Annotated in this window: 19 protein-coding genes; 14 read left to right on the plus strand and 5 right to left on the minus strand. The window is 66.5% G+C overall.

All coding sequences use genetic code 11. The annotated features are described in order from the left end of the window. The first annotated feature begins 212 nt into the window (after nt 1-212). Together AC6IY7_RS01125 and AC6IY7_RS01130 are read left to right on the plus strand one after the other, a co-directional pair. Nucleotides 213-1124 (plus strand): DMT family transporter, encoded by a 912-nt coding sequence (locus AC6IY7_RS01125; RefSeq protein WP_497781140.1) that lies wholly within the window; start codon nt 213-215, stop codon nt 1122-1124. 41 nt (nt 1125-1165) lie between these two features. Further along, nucleotides 1166-1870: an alpha/beta hydrolase gene (locus AC6IY7_RS01130; RefSeq protein WP_497781141.1), complete on the plus strand. Its 705-nt coding sequence runs from the start codon at nt 1166-1168 to the stop codon at nt 1868-1870. 8 nt (nt 1871-1878) lie between these two features. Here the strand turns inward: AC6IY7_RS01130 and AC6IY7_RS01135 are convergent, their stop codons facing one another. Further along, nucleotides 1879-2637 carry a class I SAM-dependent methyltransferase gene (locus AC6IY7_RS01135; RefSeq protein ID WP_497781142.1) on the minus strand — a complete coding sequence of 253 codons (759 nt, stop codon included), beginning with the start codon at nt 2635-2637 and terminating at the stop codon, nt 1879-1881. Between the two features lie 131 nt (nt 2638-2768). Here AC6IY7_RS01135 and gloB point away from each other — a divergent pair, with 131 nt between their 5' ends. The 3 genes from gloB to AC6IY7_RS01150 all read left to right on the plus strand — a co-directional run bounded on the left by gloB (nt 2769) and on the right by AC6IY7_RS01150 (nt 5873). Beyond that, nucleotides 2769-3542, plus strand: a complete 774-nt coding sequence (gene gloB, locus AC6IY7_RS01140) for a hydroxyacylglutathione hydrolase (protein WP_497781143.1) — start codon at nt 2769-2771, stop codon at nt 3540-3542. Further along, the gene (locus AC6IY7_RS01145; RefSeq protein ID WP_497781144.1) at nt 3539-4003 is read left to right on the plus strand and encodes a cupin domain-containing protein; all 465 of its coding nucleotides are present in this window, start codon (nt 3539-3541) and stop codon (nt 4001-4003) included. The genes gloB and AC6IY7_RS01145 overlap by 4 nt, the downstream gene beginning before the upstream one ends. Before the next feature lie 76 nt (nt 4004-4079). Continuing rightward, nucleotides 4080-5873: a putative bifunctional diguanylate cyclase/phosphodiesterase gene (locus AC6IY7_RS01150; RefSeq protein WP_497781145.1), complete on the plus strand. Its 1794-nt coding sequence runs from the start codon at nt 4080-4082 to the stop codon at nt 5871-5873. 54 nt (nt 5874-5927) lie between these two features. Here the strand turns inward: AC6IY7_RS01150 and phaR are convergent, their stop codons facing one another. After that, nucleotides 5928-6542 (minus strand): polyhydroxyalkanoate synthesis repressor PhaR, encoded by a 615-nt coding sequence (gene phaR / locus AC6IY7_RS01155; RefSeq protein ID WP_497782760.1) that lies wholly within the window; start codon nt 6540-6542, stop codon nt 5928-5930. Between the two features lie 329 nt (nt 6543-6871). Between phaR and AC6IY7_RS01160 the strand changes: the two genes are divergently transcribed. The 4 genes from AC6IY7_RS01160 (at nt 6872) to AC6IY7_RS01175 (ending at nt 10505) form a co-directional block, all read left to right on the plus strand. Next, the gene (locus AC6IY7_RS01160; RefSeq protein WP_497781146.1) at nt 6872-7129 is read left to right on the plus strand and encodes a hypothetical protein; all 258 of its coding nucleotides are present in this window, start codon (nt 6872-6874) and stop codon (nt 7127-7129) included. A gap of 291 nt (nt 7130-7420) precedes the next feature. After that, nucleotides 7421-8455 carry a hypothetical protein gene (locus AC6IY7_RS01165; protein ID WP_497781148.1) on the plus strand — a complete coding sequence of 345 codons (1035 nt, stop codon included), beginning with the start codon at nt 7421-7423 and terminating at the stop codon, nt 8453-8455. An 88-nt stretch (nt 8456-8543) separates the two neighbouring features. Next, nucleotides 8544-9839: a KpsE/RkpR family capsule polysaccharide export protein gene (locus AC6IY7_RS01170; protein ID WP_497781149.1), complete on the plus strand. Its 1296-nt coding sequence runs from the start codon at nt 8544-8546 to the stop codon at nt 9837-9839. Nucleotides 9840-9947: 108 nt separating this feature from the next. After that, nucleotides 9948-10505 (plus strand): gamma-glutamylcyclotransferase, encoded by a 558-nt coding sequence (locus AC6IY7_RS01175; protein ID WP_497781150.1) that lies wholly within the window; start codon nt 9948-9950, stop codon nt 10503-10505. 4 nt (nt 10506-10509) lie between these two features. Here the strand turns inward: AC6IY7_RS01175 and AC6IY7_RS01180 are convergent, their stop codons facing one another. Beyond that, a complete protein-coding gene (locus AC6IY7_RS01180) occupies nt 10510-10914 on the minus strand; it encodes a hypothetical protein (protein WP_497781152.1) in 405 nt (134 codons plus the stop codon). 247 nt (nt 10915-11161) lie between these two features. Continuing rightward, nucleotides 11162-12088 carry a glycine--tRNA ligase subunit alpha gene (locus AC6IY7_RS01185; RefSeq protein ID WP_497781153.1) on the minus strand — a complete coding sequence of 309 codons (927 nt, stop codon included), beginning with the start codon at nt 12086-12088 and terminating at the stop codon, nt 11162-11164. A 150-nt stretch (nt 12089-12238) separates the two neighbouring features. Here AC6IY7_RS01185 and AC6IY7_RS01190 point away from each other — a divergent pair, with 150 nt between their 5' ends. From AC6IY7_RS01190 to AC6IY7_RS01200, 3 genes are all read left to right on the plus strand, one after another. Continuing rightward, complete coding sequence (locus tag AC6IY7_RS01190; protein ID WP_497781154.1) at nt 12239-12610, plus strand: copper resistance CopC family protein; 372 nt, start codon at nt 12239-12241, stop codon at nt 12608-12610. Between the two features lie 3 nt (nt 12611-12613). Next, nucleotides 12614-14251 carry a CopD family protein gene (locus AC6IY7_RS01195; RefSeq protein ID WP_497781155.1) on the plus strand — a complete coding sequence of 546 codons (1638 nt, stop codon included), beginning with the start codon at nt 12614-12616 and terminating at the stop codon, nt 14249-14251. 108 nt (nt 14252-14359) lie between these two features. Further along, on the plus strand, nt 14360-14938 hold the full coding sequence (locus AC6IY7_RS01200; protein ID WP_497781156.1) for a beta-class carbonic anhydrase: 579 nt from the start codon (nt 14360-14362) through the stop codon (nt 14936-14938). Between the two features lie 423 nt (nt 14939-15361). Here the strand turns inward: AC6IY7_RS01200 and AC6IY7_RS01205 are convergent, their stop codons facing one another. Beyond that, nucleotides 15362-16225 (minus strand): cell envelope integrity EipB family protein, encoded by an 864-nt coding sequence (locus AC6IY7_RS01205; protein ID WP_497781157.1) that lies wholly within the window; start codon nt 16223-16225, stop codon nt 15362-15364. A gap of 268 nt (nt 16226-16493) precedes the next feature. Between AC6IY7_RS01205 and AC6IY7_RS01210 the strand changes: the two genes are divergently transcribed. Together AC6IY7_RS01210 and AC6IY7_RS01215 are read left to right on the plus strand one after the other, a co-directional pair. After that, on the plus strand, nt 16494-16979 hold the full coding sequence (locus AC6IY7_RS01210; RefSeq protein ID WP_497781159.1) for a RidA family protein: 486 nt from the start codon (nt 16494-16496) through the stop codon (nt 16977-16979). 3 nt (nt 16980-16982) lie between these two features. Further along, the gene (locus AC6IY7_RS01215; protein ID WP_497781160.1) at nt 16983-17759 is read left to right on the plus strand and encodes a glycerophosphodiester phosphodiesterase family protein; all 777 of its coding nucleotides are present in this window, start codon (nt 16983-16985) and stop codon (nt 17757-17759) included. The last annotated feature ends 52 nt before the right edge of the window (nt 17760-17811 follow it).

Below are 17811 nucleotides of genomic sequence, written 5' to 3' on the forward strand. Positions count from 1 at the left end.
CAGAGTCTTTCCATGTCTCATGGAAAGACTCTGCGCTTTTGTTTCGACGCGTCTCCAACGCCGAACCGGCGTCCGCTTCGGCTGGAAACGCGCCGAGCAGGCTTTCGAAAAAGTGGGAAAGGGTTTTTCGAAAAGCGTCTAAACAGCCTTTCGTTGCTTCGCCGACGAATGCCTGCTTAGAAGAAAGCGACGCAACGAGAGCTTCGCCGCTTATGACGACCGTTCCCGCCTGGGCCTGGGCCGCTTTCACACTGACCGCCGCCGGCGGACAAACGCTGCGCAACGCTCTGCAGCGCGACCTCACCGATTCGCTCGGCGCGGCCGGCGCGACCTTCGTGCGCTTTCTCTTCGGCTGCCCTTTCTCCCTCGCCTTTCTCGCCGCCGCCTGCGCGCTCATGGGCGCGGCGCCGCCGGTTCCAGACGCGCGCACGCTGCTCGTCATCACGGCGGCGGCCGCGCTGCAGATTGCTGCAACGGCGCTGATGCTCGTCTCCATGAGGGAGCGCTCCTTCGTCATCGTGACGGCGCTGCTCAAGACGGAGGCGGTGCAGATCGTCGTTTTCAGACTTTTGTTCCTCGGCGAGGCGGCGACGCCGCCGCTCGCGCTCGGCGTCCTCTCGGCGACATTCGGCGTGCTGGCTCTGTCGCTGCCCGACCCGCGGGCGGCGCTGCGCGGCGAAGCGCCCTGGCGACCGATTCTCTACGGCCTCGCCTCTGCCGCGCTGTTCGGCGTCTCCACTGTCGGCTACCGAGAGGGGGTGCTGGCGCTCGGCGGCCCATCCATCGTCGTCGCGGCCGCGACCGAGCTGGTTCTCGGCCTCGTCTTGCAAACGGCGCTGATCTTGCTCTATCTGAGCGTCTTCGACCGTGGGGGCCTTGCCGCCATCCTCGCCCATTGGCGAGAATCCCTGTCGGCGGGGCTGCTCGGCGCCTTCGCGACGCTGTTCTGGTTCCTGGCCTTCGCCCTCGAGACCGCGCCGCGCGTGCGCACGCTGGCGTTGATCGAAGTCTTGTTCGCGCAAATGGTCACGCGCCGCATGTTCGCGCAGAGGACCGGAGCGCGGGAATGGCTCGGCGTGGCGATGCTGATCGCCGGCGTCGCGGCCGTGTTGAACGGCGGATAGCGGCCCCTCTGGCCGCGTCCTTGGAATTGCGAGATAAGACAATGGCGTCCCAGATCGACGGCCCGCGAATTCAACCCAAATCCGGCAAGGCGAAACAGCTCGTCGTCTTCCTCCACGGCTATGGCGCGGACGGCGCCGACCTCATCGAGATCGGCCGGCAATGGCGCGCCTTCCTGCCGGACGCCGCCTTCGTCTCCCCCCATGCGCCGGAGCGCTGCGCGCTGTCGCCGGCCGGGCGACAATGGTTTCCGCTGACCATGCGCGATCCGGAGGAGCGTTGGCGCGGCGTGGTGGCGACGCGCCCCCTGCTCGACTCCTTTCTGACCGAGGAACTGGCCAGGAACGAGCTCGACGAGAGCAAATTGGCGCTGGTCGGCTTCAGCCAGGGGACGATGCTGGCGCTGCATGTCGGCCTGCGGCTGCGCCGGCCGCCGGCGGCCATTCTCGGCTATTCGGGCATTCTGGTGGCGGGAACGGAGCCGGCGGACATTCCGCCGCAATTCGGGACCAAGCCGCCGGCGGTGCTGCTCGTCCATGGCGAGGAGGATTCGATGATCCCGGCGGAGGCGCTGCTGCTCTCCGCCAATGCGCTCGCCAAGGCCGATGTGCCGACGCAATGGCATCTCTCCGCCGGCCTCGACCATGGCATCGACAATGCCGGCCTGCTGCATGGCGGGCTGTTTTTGGCGAGAAGCTTCGGCCTGCCGGTCGAATTCGGCGGCCGCGGCGGCGGCGCGGGGCGCTGAGCTTCGCCTCAGAGCGCGGGGACGCCGTCGCGGCCGGCGCCCGCGCCGACCGGGGCGAGCACCTCCTCGAGCGGCGGCAGCGCGCGGCGCACCGCGCGCCGCAGCGCCGCTGGCCGGTAGAGCTGCTTCGTCGCCTCGACGATATGGACGCCGCCCCCCGGTAGCGAGAAACGCCCGGCGATCCGCTCGAAGGCCGGGGCCGAGCGCAAGAGCGAGGCTCGGGCGAAGGGCGGCACATAGAGCGCCTCGCCCCAGAAGACGGGCAGCAGCAGCGTCTCCTGCAACAGGCTCTGGAGCTGGCCGCGCGAATAGGGGTGGCCATGGCCGAAAGGCGTGGTGTCGACGCGCGCCCACAGGCCGGACCGGCTGGGCACGACGACGATCACCCGCCCCCCCGGCGCGAGAACGCGCCAGATCTCCTCCAGAATATCGCGCGGCGATTCGCCGACCTCGAGCGCATGCACGACCAGAACGCGGTCGATGCTGGCGTCCGGCAGCGGCATCATCGTGGTCTCGACCAGCGCCGAGGCCGAGCGGCCGCCGTTCGGCCAATGGACGACGCCCTGGGCCGCTGGCATGAAGGCGAGGACGCGCTGCGCCCGCTCCTGGAAATCGACGAGATAGGGCGTGGCGTAGCCGATCCCGAGCACGCGCAGGCCGGAGTGGTCGTCCCAGCGGGTCCGCGCCATGCGCCCGACAAGGCGGCGCGCCACCTGGCCCAGCGGCGAACCGTAAAAATTCCGCAGGTCGACGACGTCGAGAGACATATCTGCTATTTGGCAATATCTTCGGCGCGACGCAAGCGCACGAAAAGGCCGCGCGCGAAACGGCCGCGCGCCAAATGGCCGCGGCCGCGACAAAGACCGCGCGAGCCGCGCGCGCCGACAGGAGCAGCCGGATGAGCGTAGACGTCGTTCAATTCAATTGCCTCGCCGATAATTTCGGCCTGCTGCTGCGGGACGAGGCCACGGGAGCCGTCGCCTCGATCGACGCGCCCGACGCGCGCGCCATAGCGGCCGAATTGTCGCGGCGAGGCTGGTCCCTCACCGATATTCTCGTCACCCATCATCACGCCGACCACATTCAGGGCGTGGCGGGGCTGAAGGCGCTCTTTCCAAAGGCGCGCGTCGTCGGTCCGCGCAAGGATCGGGCGCGCATTCCCGGCCTCGATCTCGAAGTGGGCGAAGGCGATCTGGTGACGGTCGGCTCGGCGGCGGCGCGGGTCATAGAGGCGCCGGGTCACACGATCGGGCATATTCTCTATCACTTCGAGGAGGATGAGATCCTGTTCGTCGGCGACGTGCTGTTCTCCTTAGGCTGCGGCCGCGTCTTCGAGACGCCGATGGACGTCATGTATGCGACGCTCGAGCGGCTCGCCGAGCTGCCGCCGGAGACGCGCGTCTATTGCGGCCACGAATATACGCAGGCGAATGCGCGCTTCGCGCGGACCGTCGATCCGCGCAATCTTCTGCTCGCCGACCGCGCCCGCGAGGTCGACGCGCTGCGCGCCGAGGGCAAGCCCACTCTGCCGACGACGATCGCCCTCGAGCTCGCGACCAATCCCTTCCTGCGTGCGGAGGACCCGCTGCTGCGGCAGGCGCTCGGCATGGAGAACGCCGACGCGGTCCGCGTCTTCGCCGAAATGCGCGAAAGGAAAAATGTGTTTCGATGACGACAGAATCGAACGCCCCGCTCAGTGCGGCGGACATTGCGCGGCTGCTGGGGCTGGAGCCGCATCCCGAAGGCGGCTTCTATCGCGAGACGTTCCGCGATGCGCGCGCGGTCGAGAACGGCCGCGCCGCCTCCACGGCCATCTATTATCTGCTCGGCGCGGGAGAGGTCTCCGCCTGGCATCGCGTCGACGCCGCCGAGATCTGGCATTTCTACGCCGGCGCGCCGCTCGCCCTCGATATATCGGCGACCGGCGACGCCGCGCAGCGGCATCGTCTCGGGCCGCAGGTGACGCGCGGCGAACATCCGCAGATCGTCGTGCCGGCTGGACATTGGCAGAGCGCGCGCAGCCTCGGCGCCTGGACTCTGGTCGGCTGCACGGTCGCGCCGGGCTTCGAATTTTCCCGTTTCGAGCTCGCCCCCGCCCATTTCCAGCCGCCGCGCGCCGAGGGCGGAGAATAGGCCTTTCTAAACGACCCGTTTACTTTTGGGCCCCAATACTGACTGCCATCCGTATTCTGTCGATCAGGCCCAACCGATGCAATTGCGCCATCTCGCCGATAAGGCGGTTTCCACGGGATTGCAGGAGCCGGCCTCCTCGCCCGGCACGGCGATCGATCCGACCACGCAGCAACAGTCGGCGGGACCAGTTTCTCTCGACATACTCGCCTCGATCGGCATGCTCCCCTATGAATGGGACATAGCGACCGATCGGCTCAGCTGGGGCGAGAATCTCACCGACGTGCTCGCCCCCTTCGCGCAGGTCGACCTCTCGACGGGGCGCGCCTATGGCGAGCGGCTCGGCGCGCAGAGCGCGACCTCGCGCTTCGACGCCATCGTCATGTCGACGGGCAGCGACGATGGGCGCGGCGTGCCCTTCAATGCGATCTACGCCCTCGCGCCGCCGCGCGAGACCGGCGGCGGCCCGCTCGTCTGGATCGAGGATTGCGGCAAATGGTTCGTCGGCCGCGACGGTCGCCCGAGCCACGCCCATGGCGTCGTCCGCGTGATCACCGAGCGCCACGAGATGGAGCGCCGGCTGACGCATAGCGCGCAATTCGACGCGCTCACCGGAGCGATGAGCCGCGCGCTGCTCGCCGAACATTCGCTGCGCCTGCTCGGACAGCCGGAAAAGTCACGCAAGCCTTTCGCGATATTGCTGGTCGCACTGGAAAATCTCTTCGCGCTCAACCGCACCTACGGCTATGACGCAGGCGACGAGATCATCATCGGCCTGGCCTCGCGGCTGCGCACCAATGTCCGCGTCAATGATCTCGTGGCGCGCTACGCCGGCAATAAATTCGCCGTGCTGCTCGAGAATTGCGACGTCGAGCAGGCCAAGGCGACGGGCCAGCGGCTCATCGACGTCGTCGCCCATTCGCCGTTCACGACCGAAATCGGCTCGATTTCCGTGTCGGCGCGGATCGGCGCCGTCGTCGCGCCCCGTGACGGACGATCGCCGGCGGTTCTGTTCCAGCACGCTGAAGAGGCGCTCGACGCCGCGCGTCAGCGCAACGCCCAGCGGCTCGTCTGCTACGCCATCTCGCTCGCGCGCGACAATGGACGGCTGCATGCTCTGCAGATCTCCGACAGCGTCGTCTCGGCGCTCAACGAGCGCCGCGTCGAGCTGGCTTTTCAGCCGATCGTCGGGGCGCAGTCCGGCGAAACCGCCTTTTACGAAGCCTTGCTGCGCGTGCGTCTCGCCGACGGCTCGATCGTGGTTCCCGGCGATATTCTGCCGATCGCCGAGAAATCCGGGCTCGTGCGGCTTTTGGACCAGCGCGTGCTGGAGCTGGCGCTCACGCGCCTGCGCGCCGACCCCTCGCTACGCCTTTCGGTGAACGCCTCCGTCACGACGCTGCACGATCCGGAATGGCCAGCATGGCTCAGCAATGCGACGCGGGTCTATGCGGGCGTCGCCGATCGTCTGACCATAGAGATCACCGAGACGACGCTGATCGACGATTTCGACAAGACGCGGCAGCTGATCTGCGACTGCAAGCGCCTCGGCATCAAATTCGCCATGGACGATTTCGGCGCCGGACACACATCCTTCCGCAATCTGCGCCTGCTGGACTTCGACTTCGTCAAGATCGACGGCGTCTTCATCCAGAACATCATCAAATCGGAGGACGATCGCTTCTTCGTGCGCACCCTCACCGATCTCGCCAAGCATCTCGGGCTGAAGATCGTCGCGGAATGGGTGGAGGACGAAGCGACCGCGCAGCTGCTGCGCGGCTGGGGCGTCGACTTCTTCCAGGGCTCGCTGTTCGGCTCCGCGGTGGTGGCGTCCTCGCCCGGCGAGGCGCACGGCCTCGCCCGCCGGGCCTGAGGCCGAGAGGCTTTTCCGCTCGAACGGGATCGTTCGAGCGGAAGCCGGCGTGCGTCAGCCGTTCTTGTTCGACAAAAGGTCGATGCGCTTGTTCAGCTCGTCGAGCTGGCGCTTCATCTCGTCGAGATCGGAGCGCGGCGGCGCCTCCGCGGCCGCCGTGGCCTCGCTGGAGGCGGCGGGCGGCTCGGCCGGCAGGCCGAAGGGATTGAACATCGTCAGCGCATGGCGGAACACCGCCATATTCTTGCGCGCCTGCTCCTCGAGCGACTGAAAGGCCTGACGGGTCGGCGCGCCGAAGGGCGCGCCCTCGAGCGCCTGCGACACCTGATCGCGGAACTTCTGCTGGTCGCGCGTCAGCCGATCGATGCTGAACTCGAGATAGCTCGGCACCAGCATCTGCATCGAATCGCCATAGAAGCGGATGAGCTGACGCAGAAACGCGATGGGCAGGAGGCTCTGCCCGTCCTTGCCCTCCTGCTCGAAGATGATCTGCGTCAGCACCGGGCGGGTGATGTCCTCCCCGGTCTTGGCGTCGCAGACGACGAAATCCTCGCCGCGCTTGACCATGGCGGCGAGATCCTCGAGCGTGACATAGGTGCTCGTGCCGGTGTCGTAGAGACGACGATTGGCGTATTTCTTGATCGTCGTCGGCTTTTTTTCGGTCGCCATCTTCCGCCCGCCGCCTCCGTCGTCCTGGCGCGCCGCCACGATCTTCTCGGCTCCGGCAGGCTCAGCGCCGGTTCCCTTCTCATATTTCGGCGTGCGTAGCAAAATATCCTCGTTTCTCGTCCCGCGGCGCGCATTGGCGCCGCAACTCTCTCCGAACGATAGCCGCAACCGGACGCATCCCGCAATGAATTCGTCGAGAAATGGTTTTTTCGGCGCGCTGCGGCGGATTCTGGACGCCGGCGCCTCTCGATCCGCGCCGCGGCCTCGGCTATATTGTCCACATCACGCGCGCAACCGCCCGAGAGCCCGGAGGCGGACAGGAGGACGACATGCCGATCACCAAGCTGCTGATCGCGGCGGCCGCGGCGCTCCTCGTCGGGGCCTGCAACACCACGAGCCTGGCCGAGCAACGCGCCGCCGACGAGACGCGCTGCCGAAGCTACGGATTCCGACCCGGATCCGACCCGTTTTCCAAATGCCTTCTGCAAGTGGACCTCGATCGTTCCGCCGATCGGCGCGCCTCCCGCTACGACACCCCCTATGGTTTCGGACCGCGAGGCTATTATTGGGGCCGCGGCTGGTGGTGAGCGCCAAAGCCCACCGATCCCGGCGAAAATCGGACGGAGAGCGGGCGATATTGCGATTTTCTACCGCAATGCGGCACGCCGTTTCCCGCAGCGCAGCAATACGGTAAGAGAGGCATGCGTAAGGCGAGCCCGGCCGAGAGCCGCGCGCTTGAGGCGGGCCCGCCTATATGCGAGACAGCGCGCGAAAGCGGCGCGCGCAGCGGCCGATTCGTGACGAATCGGCGTCCCGGCCCCGATGGGCGCCGAAGGACGCCAGCGAGAGCGAGACCGGCCGGAAACGGAATTGGGCTCATGTTGTTCAGCATCGAAGCCGACCGCGGCGACCAGATCGTCGGCTATGTCGTTCCAGACGATTATTCCGCCTCGCCGACGCTTCGCATCACCCAGAGCGGCATAGAGATCGCGGAGCTGCCTTGCCGCGAGGCGCGGCCATCGCTGGTGGCCGCGGGGCGGCATGCGACAGGTCTCTGCGGCTTCACCGTCGACGATTCGATCGTTCCCGATCTCGCCCTGAATCAGAGCCTCGAGATCCGCGAGGCCAAGTCGGGGATCATGATCTACCGGCGGCGCAATGGCTCGGAGGTCACGCATCGGCGCGTCTTTCGCCTGGAGACGCATCTCTTTCCGCTGTGGCGGCTGGACGAGAAGGTCGAGCACAGGTTTCAATTCTTCCACAAGGGCGTCGAGCGGCATGGGCGCGAGACCGCGCTCCAAGTGTTCCTGCTCGACAACGTCTCCTCGCTCTATGTGAGCGGTCGGCTGACATTCAACACCTATTTCAATTACATACACGAAAAGTTCAAGACCATCATCCTGATACACGATCCCTATCTCGAGCTCGCCGAGCGGCTGCTGACCTTGAAGCATGTGTCGCGCTTCGGCGACGAGCTGCTGGGGGCGAGAGACATGATCTCCTACCAGCGGGCGATCGAATTCGCGCAGCAGATCGAGCCGGACGGCTCCGGGCTGAGGCGCGCCTTCGACGCCATGCCGCGCGACGTCATCGGCGCATTCGCCAATCCGCTGACGCGGCAGCTCGCCGCCGAATCGCTGGACGAGCCGCCGCCCAAGAACGGCGTCGCCAAGGCGCTCGCCGCTCTGGCCAGCTTCACCGTGGTCGGACTGCGGGAGAATCAGGACCGCTTTCTCGAGGAGATCGAAGCTCTGCTCGACATAGAGCCCGCGACGCTGCCGATGATTCCCCATTTCGCGGCCGTGGGCGAGCTGGCGCGGGAGCTGCGCCGGTTGCCGGAGGTCGAGCTGCTGCTGGAGCAGGACCTCGAAATCTACCACACCGCCAAAGCGGCGATCGAGGAGGCCTTTTGACGACGCACGACTTGAATACGACGCATGACGCCGCGGCCCTGGCCGCCTCGCGCTCGCCGCATTCTGCGCGAATTATCGGAAGGCCCCGATGATCGAGACCAAACCCCCGCTCGACGAGCAGGACGAACGCGTCGGCCTGCGGCAGGTCGCGCGTCCCTCGCGCTCGCTCGTTCCGGCCGCATGGTTGCGGCCGCTCGCCCATGCGCCGGAGGCCGCGCGTCAGCTCGCCGAGCAGGTCGAGCGAATCGCGGCGGAAGCCAATCGCGCGCTCGAGAGCCGCACCAAAATTCCGCCGATCTGGCTGAGCTTCATCGCTTTCGTGATCGTCCCCTCTTTCGCGGCGGCGGTCTATTTCGCCTTTTTCGCGGCCGATCAATTTTCCGTCGAGACGCGATTTGCGGTGCGCGCCATCGAATTGGAGGCGGTCGCGACGCCCAAGGGCGAGTCTGCGACCTTCACCTTCACGCCCTCCGGCCAGAACGCCCACATAGTGACGAGCTATATTCGCAGCCGGGCGATCGTCACGGATGTCATGGCCAAGCTCGATCTGCGCGCGATCTACCGCCGGCCGGAAGCCGATTTCCTGACCCGCCTGCCGCGCAATGCGACGATCGACGAGTTGACCGACTATTGGCAGTCCATGGTCGAGACCACCGTCGACGCCAATTCCAGCCTCGTCACCGTCGATGTCCGCGCCTTCCGCAAGGAGGACGCCTATGCGCTCGCCTCCGCCATCGTCGCGGCGAGCGAGGCGCTGGTCAATCGCATTTCCGTGCGGGCGCGGCGCGACGCCACAGCAATGGCGGAGAAGGACGTGCGCCGCTCCTTCGAAGCCGTGCAGGAGGCGCTGGCCGATCTCCACAAATTCCGCGACGAGTTCGGCGTGATCGACCCGACCCTGACCGGCACCGAGATCGGCCGTCTGCTCGCGCCGCTCGTCGCGCAGAAGATCAAGCTCGACAGCGAGCTTTTCGTCTCCGGCCATGAATTGTCGCCCGACGCGCCGACGGTGCGGGTTCTGCGCGAGCAGCTCGACTCCACCGAACGACAGATCAAGGAGCTGAAGGGGAAGCTCACCTCCAATGACGGAATAGGCGCCTCCGGCTCCACCCTGGCCGGAATTCTGGCGAAATTCGAGGAGCTCGAGGTCCGCAAGGCCATGGCCGAACGCTTCTACGCGCTCTCCAAGGCCGATCTCGACCGCGCGCAATTGCGCGCCAATCGGCAGAGCATCTATCTCACCGTCTTTGTTCCCCCCGCGCCCCCGGAGATCTCGCGCTATCCACACCGGGTGACATTCCCCTTGCTGATCTTCCTCGGCTTCGCCATCGTGTGGGGCATCGTCGCATTGCTCATCGCCACCATCGAGGACCACAGGCTCTGAGCAATCGAACGAGTTGAACGCCGGGCCGCGCGTCGCGGCGTCACAAATAACTTTACCCGGCGACGGAATCGAACGAATCTGGAGCGCGAAAGGAGAGGTCTGCGATCGATGGCGACGATGGACGGCGATTTCTGGGTGTTCGGCTATGGTTCGTTGATGTGGCGGCCGGGTTTCGAATTTCTCGAAAGCGCCCTCGCCTGGGTGCATGGCTACCACCGATCGCTCTGCGTCTTCTCCCATGTCCACCGCGGAACGCGCGAGCGTCCGGGCCTGGTGCTGGGCCTCGACTATGGCGGCTCTTGTCTCGGCGTCGCCTTTCGTGTCGCCGGCCCGGCGCGCGACGAGACCATCGCCTATCTTCGCGCCCGTGAATTGGTGACCTCCGTCTATGTCGAGCGCATAGTGGGGCTGCGCTTCGCCGAGGGCGGCTCGGCCCGCGCGCTCGCCTTCATCGTCGACCGCGGCCATGAGCAATATGCGGGGCGCCTGTCGATCGACGAGATGACGCGGCTCGTGGAGGGCGGCGTCGGCGCCTCGGGCGACAATCCCTCCTATGTCCGCAACACGCACGAGCATCTCCAGCAGCTCGACATTCACGACCCGGCTCTCGCCGAGATCGTGCGCCGGCTCTCCGCGCCCGCCGCTCGGCTCGCCGAGCGCGCCTGACAGATCAGTTCAGCAAGGCTCTGGCGAGACAGCGCGCGACCTCGGGCAGCGCGCAAAAGCGCACATGCCATTCATTCACGCCGAGCGCGCCGGCGGCGGCGCGCGCATGCCGCCCGCTCGGCGTATCGAGCTCCTCCGCCAGCAATACGCAGACCGGACGGCGCTGGCCGCCGTCGCACGCCACGCCAATGACGACGGCGCGCGCGAAACCCGCCACCAGCGCCTCCTCCTCGGCGGGAAAGATCGTGCATACATAATGTTCGCCATCGGCCGCGCGCCAGGAATAGAAGCGCTCCCGCAGCGACGTTTTATCCAGCGCCGCCAATTCCCGGCCGCGAATGATGGACTTTTCCGCCGGTCTCCTATCCCGGCGCTCGACCCGATCGACCACGAACATGACGACCCTCACGAAAAGGACTCAAAGGAAGACAAGAACAAAAATAGAACATAAAAAGAACTTTTGTCAAACATGAATCGAGGCGGATCAGGGCTCCGAATTCGGGTTAGCGAGCAGACGTGTTCCAGCGTCATGCCGCGCTCGTCGCGGCCATGACGTGGCTATGAAGGGTTTGTTAACCTGGATTCGGAGCCCTGCGTGCCGGATGAGGCTCCGAACTCGGGCTAACGAGCCGACATCTTTCAAGCGTGGCTTCTCTCTATGCCGCCGCGGAGCCGCCCTCTGTGCGCAGCCAGGCGGCGCCACAGGCGCGCGCCAATTCGCGCACGCGCAAAATATAGCTCTGCCGCTCGGTGACCGAGATCACGCCGCGCGCGTCCAGCAGATTGAAGGCGTGGCTGGCCTTTATGCATTGGTCATAGGCGGGCAGCGCCATCAGATGCCGCTCGCCCTCGCCCTTGTCGCCGAAGGCGAGCAGAGCGCGGCATTCGGCTTCAGCGGCGCGGAAATCGGAGAAGAGCTTCTCCGTATTCGCGGCCTCGAAATTATGCCGTGAATATTCCTGCTCAGCCTGCCGGAAGACATCGCCATAGGTGACCTTATCCTCGTCGCCGCCGTTGAAATTCAGCTCCATGATCGAATCGACGCCCTGCAGATAGCAGGCGAGACGCTCGAGGCCGTAGGTCAGCTCGCCGGCGACGGGCGCGCAATCGAAGCCGGCCACCTGCTGAAAATAGGTGAATTGCGAGATCTCCATGCCGTCGCACCAGCACTCCCAGCCGAGCCCCCATGCGCCGAGCGTCGGGCTCTCCCAATCATCCTCGACGAAGCGAATGTCATGCAGCCTGGTGTCGACGCCGATCGCCTCGAGCGAGGCGAGATAGAGCGACTGCAAATCCGGCGGCGAGGGCTTCAGTATCACCTGATACTGATAGAAGTGCTGGAGACGATTTGGGTTTTCGCCATAACGGCCGTCCTTGGGGCGCCGGCTCGGCTGCACATAGGCCGCCTTCCAGGGCTTGGGGCCGAGCGCCCGCAGCGTGGTGGCCGGGTGAAACGTGCCGGCGCCCATTTCCATATCGTAAGGCTGCAGAATGACGCACCCCTGCGCCGCCCAGAAATTCTGCAGGGTCAGAATGAGGCCCTGGAATGAGCGGGAAGGCGAAAGTCTGTCTGGCGCGGTCATTTGCATCGGTCCCTATGCTGCGGCCGGCAAGCTAGTCGCCGCGCGAGCGCCGGTCAACGAGGCGGGGGCGCCCGCAAAAAAGCCACGCGCCGGGCCGCCCGCCGCGCTATTGTCACGCCGCCGGCGACAACGAGGGAGTGCAAGGCGGGCATGAGGGGGCGTGACATCGTCTTGGCGATCGGCGGGGCGGCGACGGCAATTTGGATAGAGGGGGCGCCGCCCGCGAAAGCGCATGCGGTCCTCTCGGAATCGACGCCGCGAGAGGCTCAGATCGTCTCTGGTCCCGATCTCGATGTGGGGCTTCGTTTCAACTGCCGCATCGACGCGCGTCGCTCGCGGCTGCTGCTGATCGCGCCGGACATGCATGGGACGGTTCTCCCCCTGCTCGAAGCCGGGGCCGCGGACCAATTGCGCGCCGCGCTCCACGATCTTCGACACGGCGCCTATCGGCTGCACTGGCAGGTGCTGAGCGTCGACGGCCATATCACCCGCGGCGACATCTCCTTTCGCGTCGGCCGCTGAGCCATGCAGCAGTTCATCGAAATCTATGGCTTTCTGAGCGTCATTCTGCGCGGCTCCATTTCGAGCGCGCTGTCGCTCGCCATCGGCGGCGTCGCCTTTCTTCTGCTCGTCGCCCGGCCGCTCGCGCCGCAACTCGGCGCTTCGGCGCAGACGATCGCCGAGCGTGCGCGCGCCATCGTGTTCTGGAGCGCCGTCGCGCTCGCCTGTCTCGTCGCCCTCGACGCCGCGGCGCTCGCCACAATGCTGGTCGGCGCCCTGGAGCTCTCCTTCGCCGATGCGCTGACCGCCGATGCGGTGAAGGCGGACGCACTCGCTGCGGCGCCGGCCCTGGCGCTCGCTGTCGCCATTCGCGGCCCCGACCTCCGCCCCCTGCCCCTCGCCGTCTGCGCGGCGGCGCTCGTCTGCGCGCGGCTCGGCGCGACCCATGCGGTGAGCCGGCTCGACAATCCGCCCGGCCTCGCGGCCGCGGAGCTCGCCCATCTGGCCGGCGTCGCTCTATGGATCGGCGGCATTCCCTATTTTCTGACGGCGCTCGCCCGCGCGCCGGACGGCGAGGCGCAACGCGCCATCGGCCTGCGCTTTTCACATCTCGCTATGGCGGCCGTGGCGATGATCGCCGCCGGCGGCGCGGCGATGGCGCTCGTCTATATCGGCTCTGTCGAGAATTTCTACGGCGTCTCCTATGGTGTCATGGTCGGCGCGAAGACCGTGCTCTTCGCCGGTCTGCTGTCGCTCGGCGCGCTCAATTTCCTCGCCGTCCGCCGCTCGCCGGCCGACGGCGGCGCCGTCACGCGGCTGCGTCGTTTCGCGGAAGTGGAGATCGGCGTCGGATGGACGGTCGTCTTCGCCGCCGCCTCGCTGTCCTCGCTGCCGCCGGCGGTCGATCTCGCGCGCGACCGGGTGAGCTTCGCCGAGATCGTCGAGCGGGTGACGCCGCGCTGGCCGCCCCGCCTCGAGAGCCCCGACCATGCCGCGCTCTCCACCTCGCTGCCGCCGATCCAGACCGCGCGCGCCGATGACGCGCCGCCGACGGACGCCGTCACGGCTTCCGTGATCGCGCAGCGCAACGCCGAGGACATCGCCTGGTCGGAATATAATCACCATATCGCCGGCCTGTTCGTCGCGGCGATGGGCCTGCTGGCGCTGCTCGAGCATTGGCCGCGCCTTTCCCCCTTCGCGCGCCATTGGCCGATGCTGATGCTGGGCCTCGCGGGCTTCCTGTTCCTGCGCGCCGACGAGGCGGTGTGGCCGCTCGGCCAGCTCGGCCTCATCGAGAGCCTGCGCGATCCGGAGATCGCGCAGCACCGCATCTTCCTCGCGCTCATCATCGGCTTCGGCATTTTCGAATGGCGCGTGCGGACACGGCGCGTGAAGGCGCAATGGGCGCCGCTCGCCTTCCCCTTCATCACCGGCGTCGGCGGCGCGCTGCTGCTCGCCCATTCGCACGGCCTCGCCAATATAAGGGAAGAGTTTCTGATCGAAATCACCCATACGCCGCTGGCGCTGGTGGGCCTGCTCGCCTCTTCCGCCCGCTGGCTGGAGATTCGCCTCCCCGGCCGCGGTGCGCGCATAGCCGGGATCGTCTGGCCGATCGCCTTCGCTTTGGCGGGGCTGATGCTGCTCGCCTATCGGGAAGCGTGAAACTACTCATGAACGCCATAAATGAGGTCATGAAAATTCTGCATTTCCGACCCGGAAAGCCCGCGCCTTAGAAATTCCGAACGGCGAAAAGCCGATCGGGAGGAACAAATGACGATTCTCGCAGAAGTCTTGGCGGCGAACGACAAATATGTCGCGGATTTCGGAGACAAGGCGCAGCTCGCTCTGCCGCCGGCGCGGCGCTTCGCGATACTGACCTGCATGGACGCGCGGCTCGACCCGGCCAAATACGCCGGCCTCTCGGAAGGCGACGCGCATGTGATCCGCAACGCCGGTGGGCGCGCCTCCGATGACGCCATTCGCTCGCTGGTCATCTCGCACAAGCTGCTCGGCACGCTCGAATGGTTCGTGATCCACCATTCCGACTGCGGCATGGAGCTGTTCTGCGACGAGGTGATGGCGGATCTTCTGGACGACAGCCTGGCGACGGCGGCCTTCGACGGGACGGCCTGGTCCAATCCGCAGCATGGCGGCGGCTGCACGGCGGGCCATTTCGTGAAATGGCTCACCATCGAATCGCAGGAGGAGAGCGTCTATCAGGATGTGAAGCGCATCCGCGAGCATCCGCTGGCGCCGAAAAACATTCCGATCTACGGCTTCATCTATGATGTGAAGAGCGGGAAGCTGATCGAGGTTCCCAAGGCGACCGAGGCCGGCCGCGCCGCCTGACGAGACAGCCGCTTCGCGCTGCCTTGCCGCTTCCTTCTCCCCGCTGGCGGGGAGAAGGTGAGGATGAGGAGCCTGGGGCGTTTATCCGCACAGAAAATCACCCGGACGCTCTCCCCCTCTCTCCGCTCGCGGGCTATCGGATGCACACATAGCGAAACCCAGCGGCCGTCATGGCCGGGCTTGTCCCGGCCATCCACGCCAAGCAGCTGAGAAATTTGAGGAAATCGACAGATTTCGGCTTGCGTCGGGCGGGTTCGTGGCAGGGCCCGATAGGGTCGCCGGAGCTTCGACATCACACCAACCATCCGAGAAGCCGCAGCGTGTCGGCGTGGATGGCCGGGACGAGCCCGGCCATGACGTCGTGGGGCGAGGATGTGCATTCGATAGCCGCTCGCGGGGGAAAGGCGAAGAACGAAAACTTCGTCACATCTTGCAGTTGGCGGCGCTCGGCAGCAGCGAGAGTTCGGTCATCTCGCCGGTGAGCGCGAAATCGCCATAGTCGAGCTTCAGCGCGCGCGAGATGCCATTCTCATAGAGATCGAAGGACAGCACATAGACCGGCTGCTCGTCGCGCTTGCCGGGCTCGAAATAGGAGATCGACACCGGCCAGCGCTTCAGCCCCGCCAGCTCCTTGAGCTGCGCGGCCTTTTCGGTGACCGCGCCATTGGTGGGCTTGCCGATCACGCTCAATGTGTCGAAAACCTTCTCGCCGTCGCCGGAGCCGTCGAACACTTTGGCCTCGAGAATGCGCTCGTCGGAAAGCGCCGCGCCGAGTATGTGACGCAAATGCTCGGTCGGGAACAGCGCGCCGCCGTCCAGCGAGAGCGTCGACTGCTTGGGCCGGGCGAGATCGACCGAGAGCGAGGCGCCGGTCTTCTTCTTGGCCTTGCCGTCGATATCCTCGGCCTGGACATTGTCGAGCTTGGTCTCGATGCGGAAGCGGAAATCCTTGCCGTCGCCTGCCTCGAAGGTCGCCGAGCGCATGTCGGAGAGGCGCGGCGGGCCTTCCGCGGGCTGCAATTCGGTGATCTGGCGGAAATTCTGCACCCAGCCCTCGCAGGAGGAGCCGGTGAAGTCGAAGGCGATGCGGCCGCGCGCCGCGGTCGGGGCCTTGCTGCCGGAGGCCTGCCCCAACGTCAGATCATAGACGGCGCGATGCGGCGCGAGCTGCGGCTGAGCGGCGACGGCCGCCACTGTGGCGGCGGCGTCGGCCTGCGCCAGATGCGGCGCCAGCGCGAGGACGGAGGCGCAGGCGAGAGCAGCGCCGATGATGTGTTTCAGAGCCATGTGGGGTCTTTCTCCCTCTGTCGAGCTCGAGTTGGCTATGGTCCGGCGTCTCCCGGGCGCTTCGCGTCGACGACGACAGCGGCTGGAGGGGGCCTCTCTTCGCTCCGGCTGTCGTAGCTGCGCGCGCCGCGCTCACTCGACCACTCTATCTCGGGCGAACGAGATGTCGAGGCGAAGTCTCGCCGGACGCATTGCCTCCCGACCTTGGCCAAATTACGGTCGGGGGCAAAGACGCAGGATTCTCGTAAGATTCGGAAAGGAACGAGCGATGACCGACACAGCGCAGACGCCGCTGGCCCGGCTCGAGGCCCTTGGCCTCACCCTCCCCACCCCGGCGGCGCCGGTCGCCAATTACGTCCCCTGGACGCGCTCCGGCAATTTCGTCTTCGTCTCCGGACAATTGCCCGTCGGTCCCGGCGGCGCGATCGATCCCGCGCATAAGGGCAAGCTCGGCGCGGGCGTCGCGCTCGAGGCCGGCCAGGCCGCCGCGCGCGTCGCCGCGCTCAATCTTCTGGCGCAGGCGGCCGCGGCGGCGGGCGGCGATCTCGCCAGGCTGCGCGCGCTGCGTCTCGGCGGCTTCATCAACAGCGCCGGCGATTTCGGCCAGCTCCCGCAAGTGCTGAACGGCGCCTCCGATCTCGTCGCCACAGTGCTCGGCGAGAATGGCCGCCATGCGCGCTTCGCCGTCGGCGTCGCTCAGCTTCCGCTCGACGCGGCCGTGGAAGTGGATGGAACCTTCGAAATATTGGAGTAGGCGATGACGCGCGGCGGCGGCGTTCCCTATCACTGGCTCACGGAACATGAGATCGCGCATAGAGGCCTGCACGATCCCGCGCTCGCAATCGTCGAGAACTCGCTGTCGGCGGCGCGCGCCGCCGCCTGCGCCGGCTACGCCATAGAATGCGACGTGCAGGCGAGCGCCGATGGCGAGGTCGTCGTCTTTCATGACGAGACCTTGGAGCGGCTGACCGACGGAACCGGGCGTCTCGACGCGCTGAACCATTATGAGATCGCGCGCTTGACGCTGCGCGGAACGCGCGAGGGCGTGCCGACCTTGCGCGATTTCCTCGCGACGATCGGCGGACATGTTCCGCTGTTCATCGAGATCAAGAGCCGTTTCGACGGCGATCTCGCCCTCGCCCGCAATGTCGCGGAGATCGTCGCGCATTATCACGGCGTCGCGGCGATCGAGAGCTTCGATCCGGCGCCGATCGCCGAATTGCGCGCGCATTTCGACGCTTTCGGCATAGCGGGCGTGCCGCTCGGGATCGTCGCGCAAGCCTCCTATGAAGGGGCGGATTGGAGCTTTCTCACCGCTGCGCAACGGGAGGAGCTGACGCAATTCTCTCATGTCGAGCGCACGCGGCCGGATTTTCTCTCCTGGAACGTCGCCGATCTGCCGCATGAGATTCCGCGCCGCTGCCGCGAGGAGCGCGGCATTCCCGTCACCACATGGACCGTGCGCGACGCGGAACAGGCGAAGGCGGCGCTCGCCTTCGCCGATCAGATCGTCTTCGAGGGATTTACGCCGTAGCGCCCCCTCCCCAGCCCTCCCCCGCTGCGCGTCGCTTCGCGGGAGAGGGTGA

The organism is Methylosinus sp. is20ea (assembly GCF_059718135.1).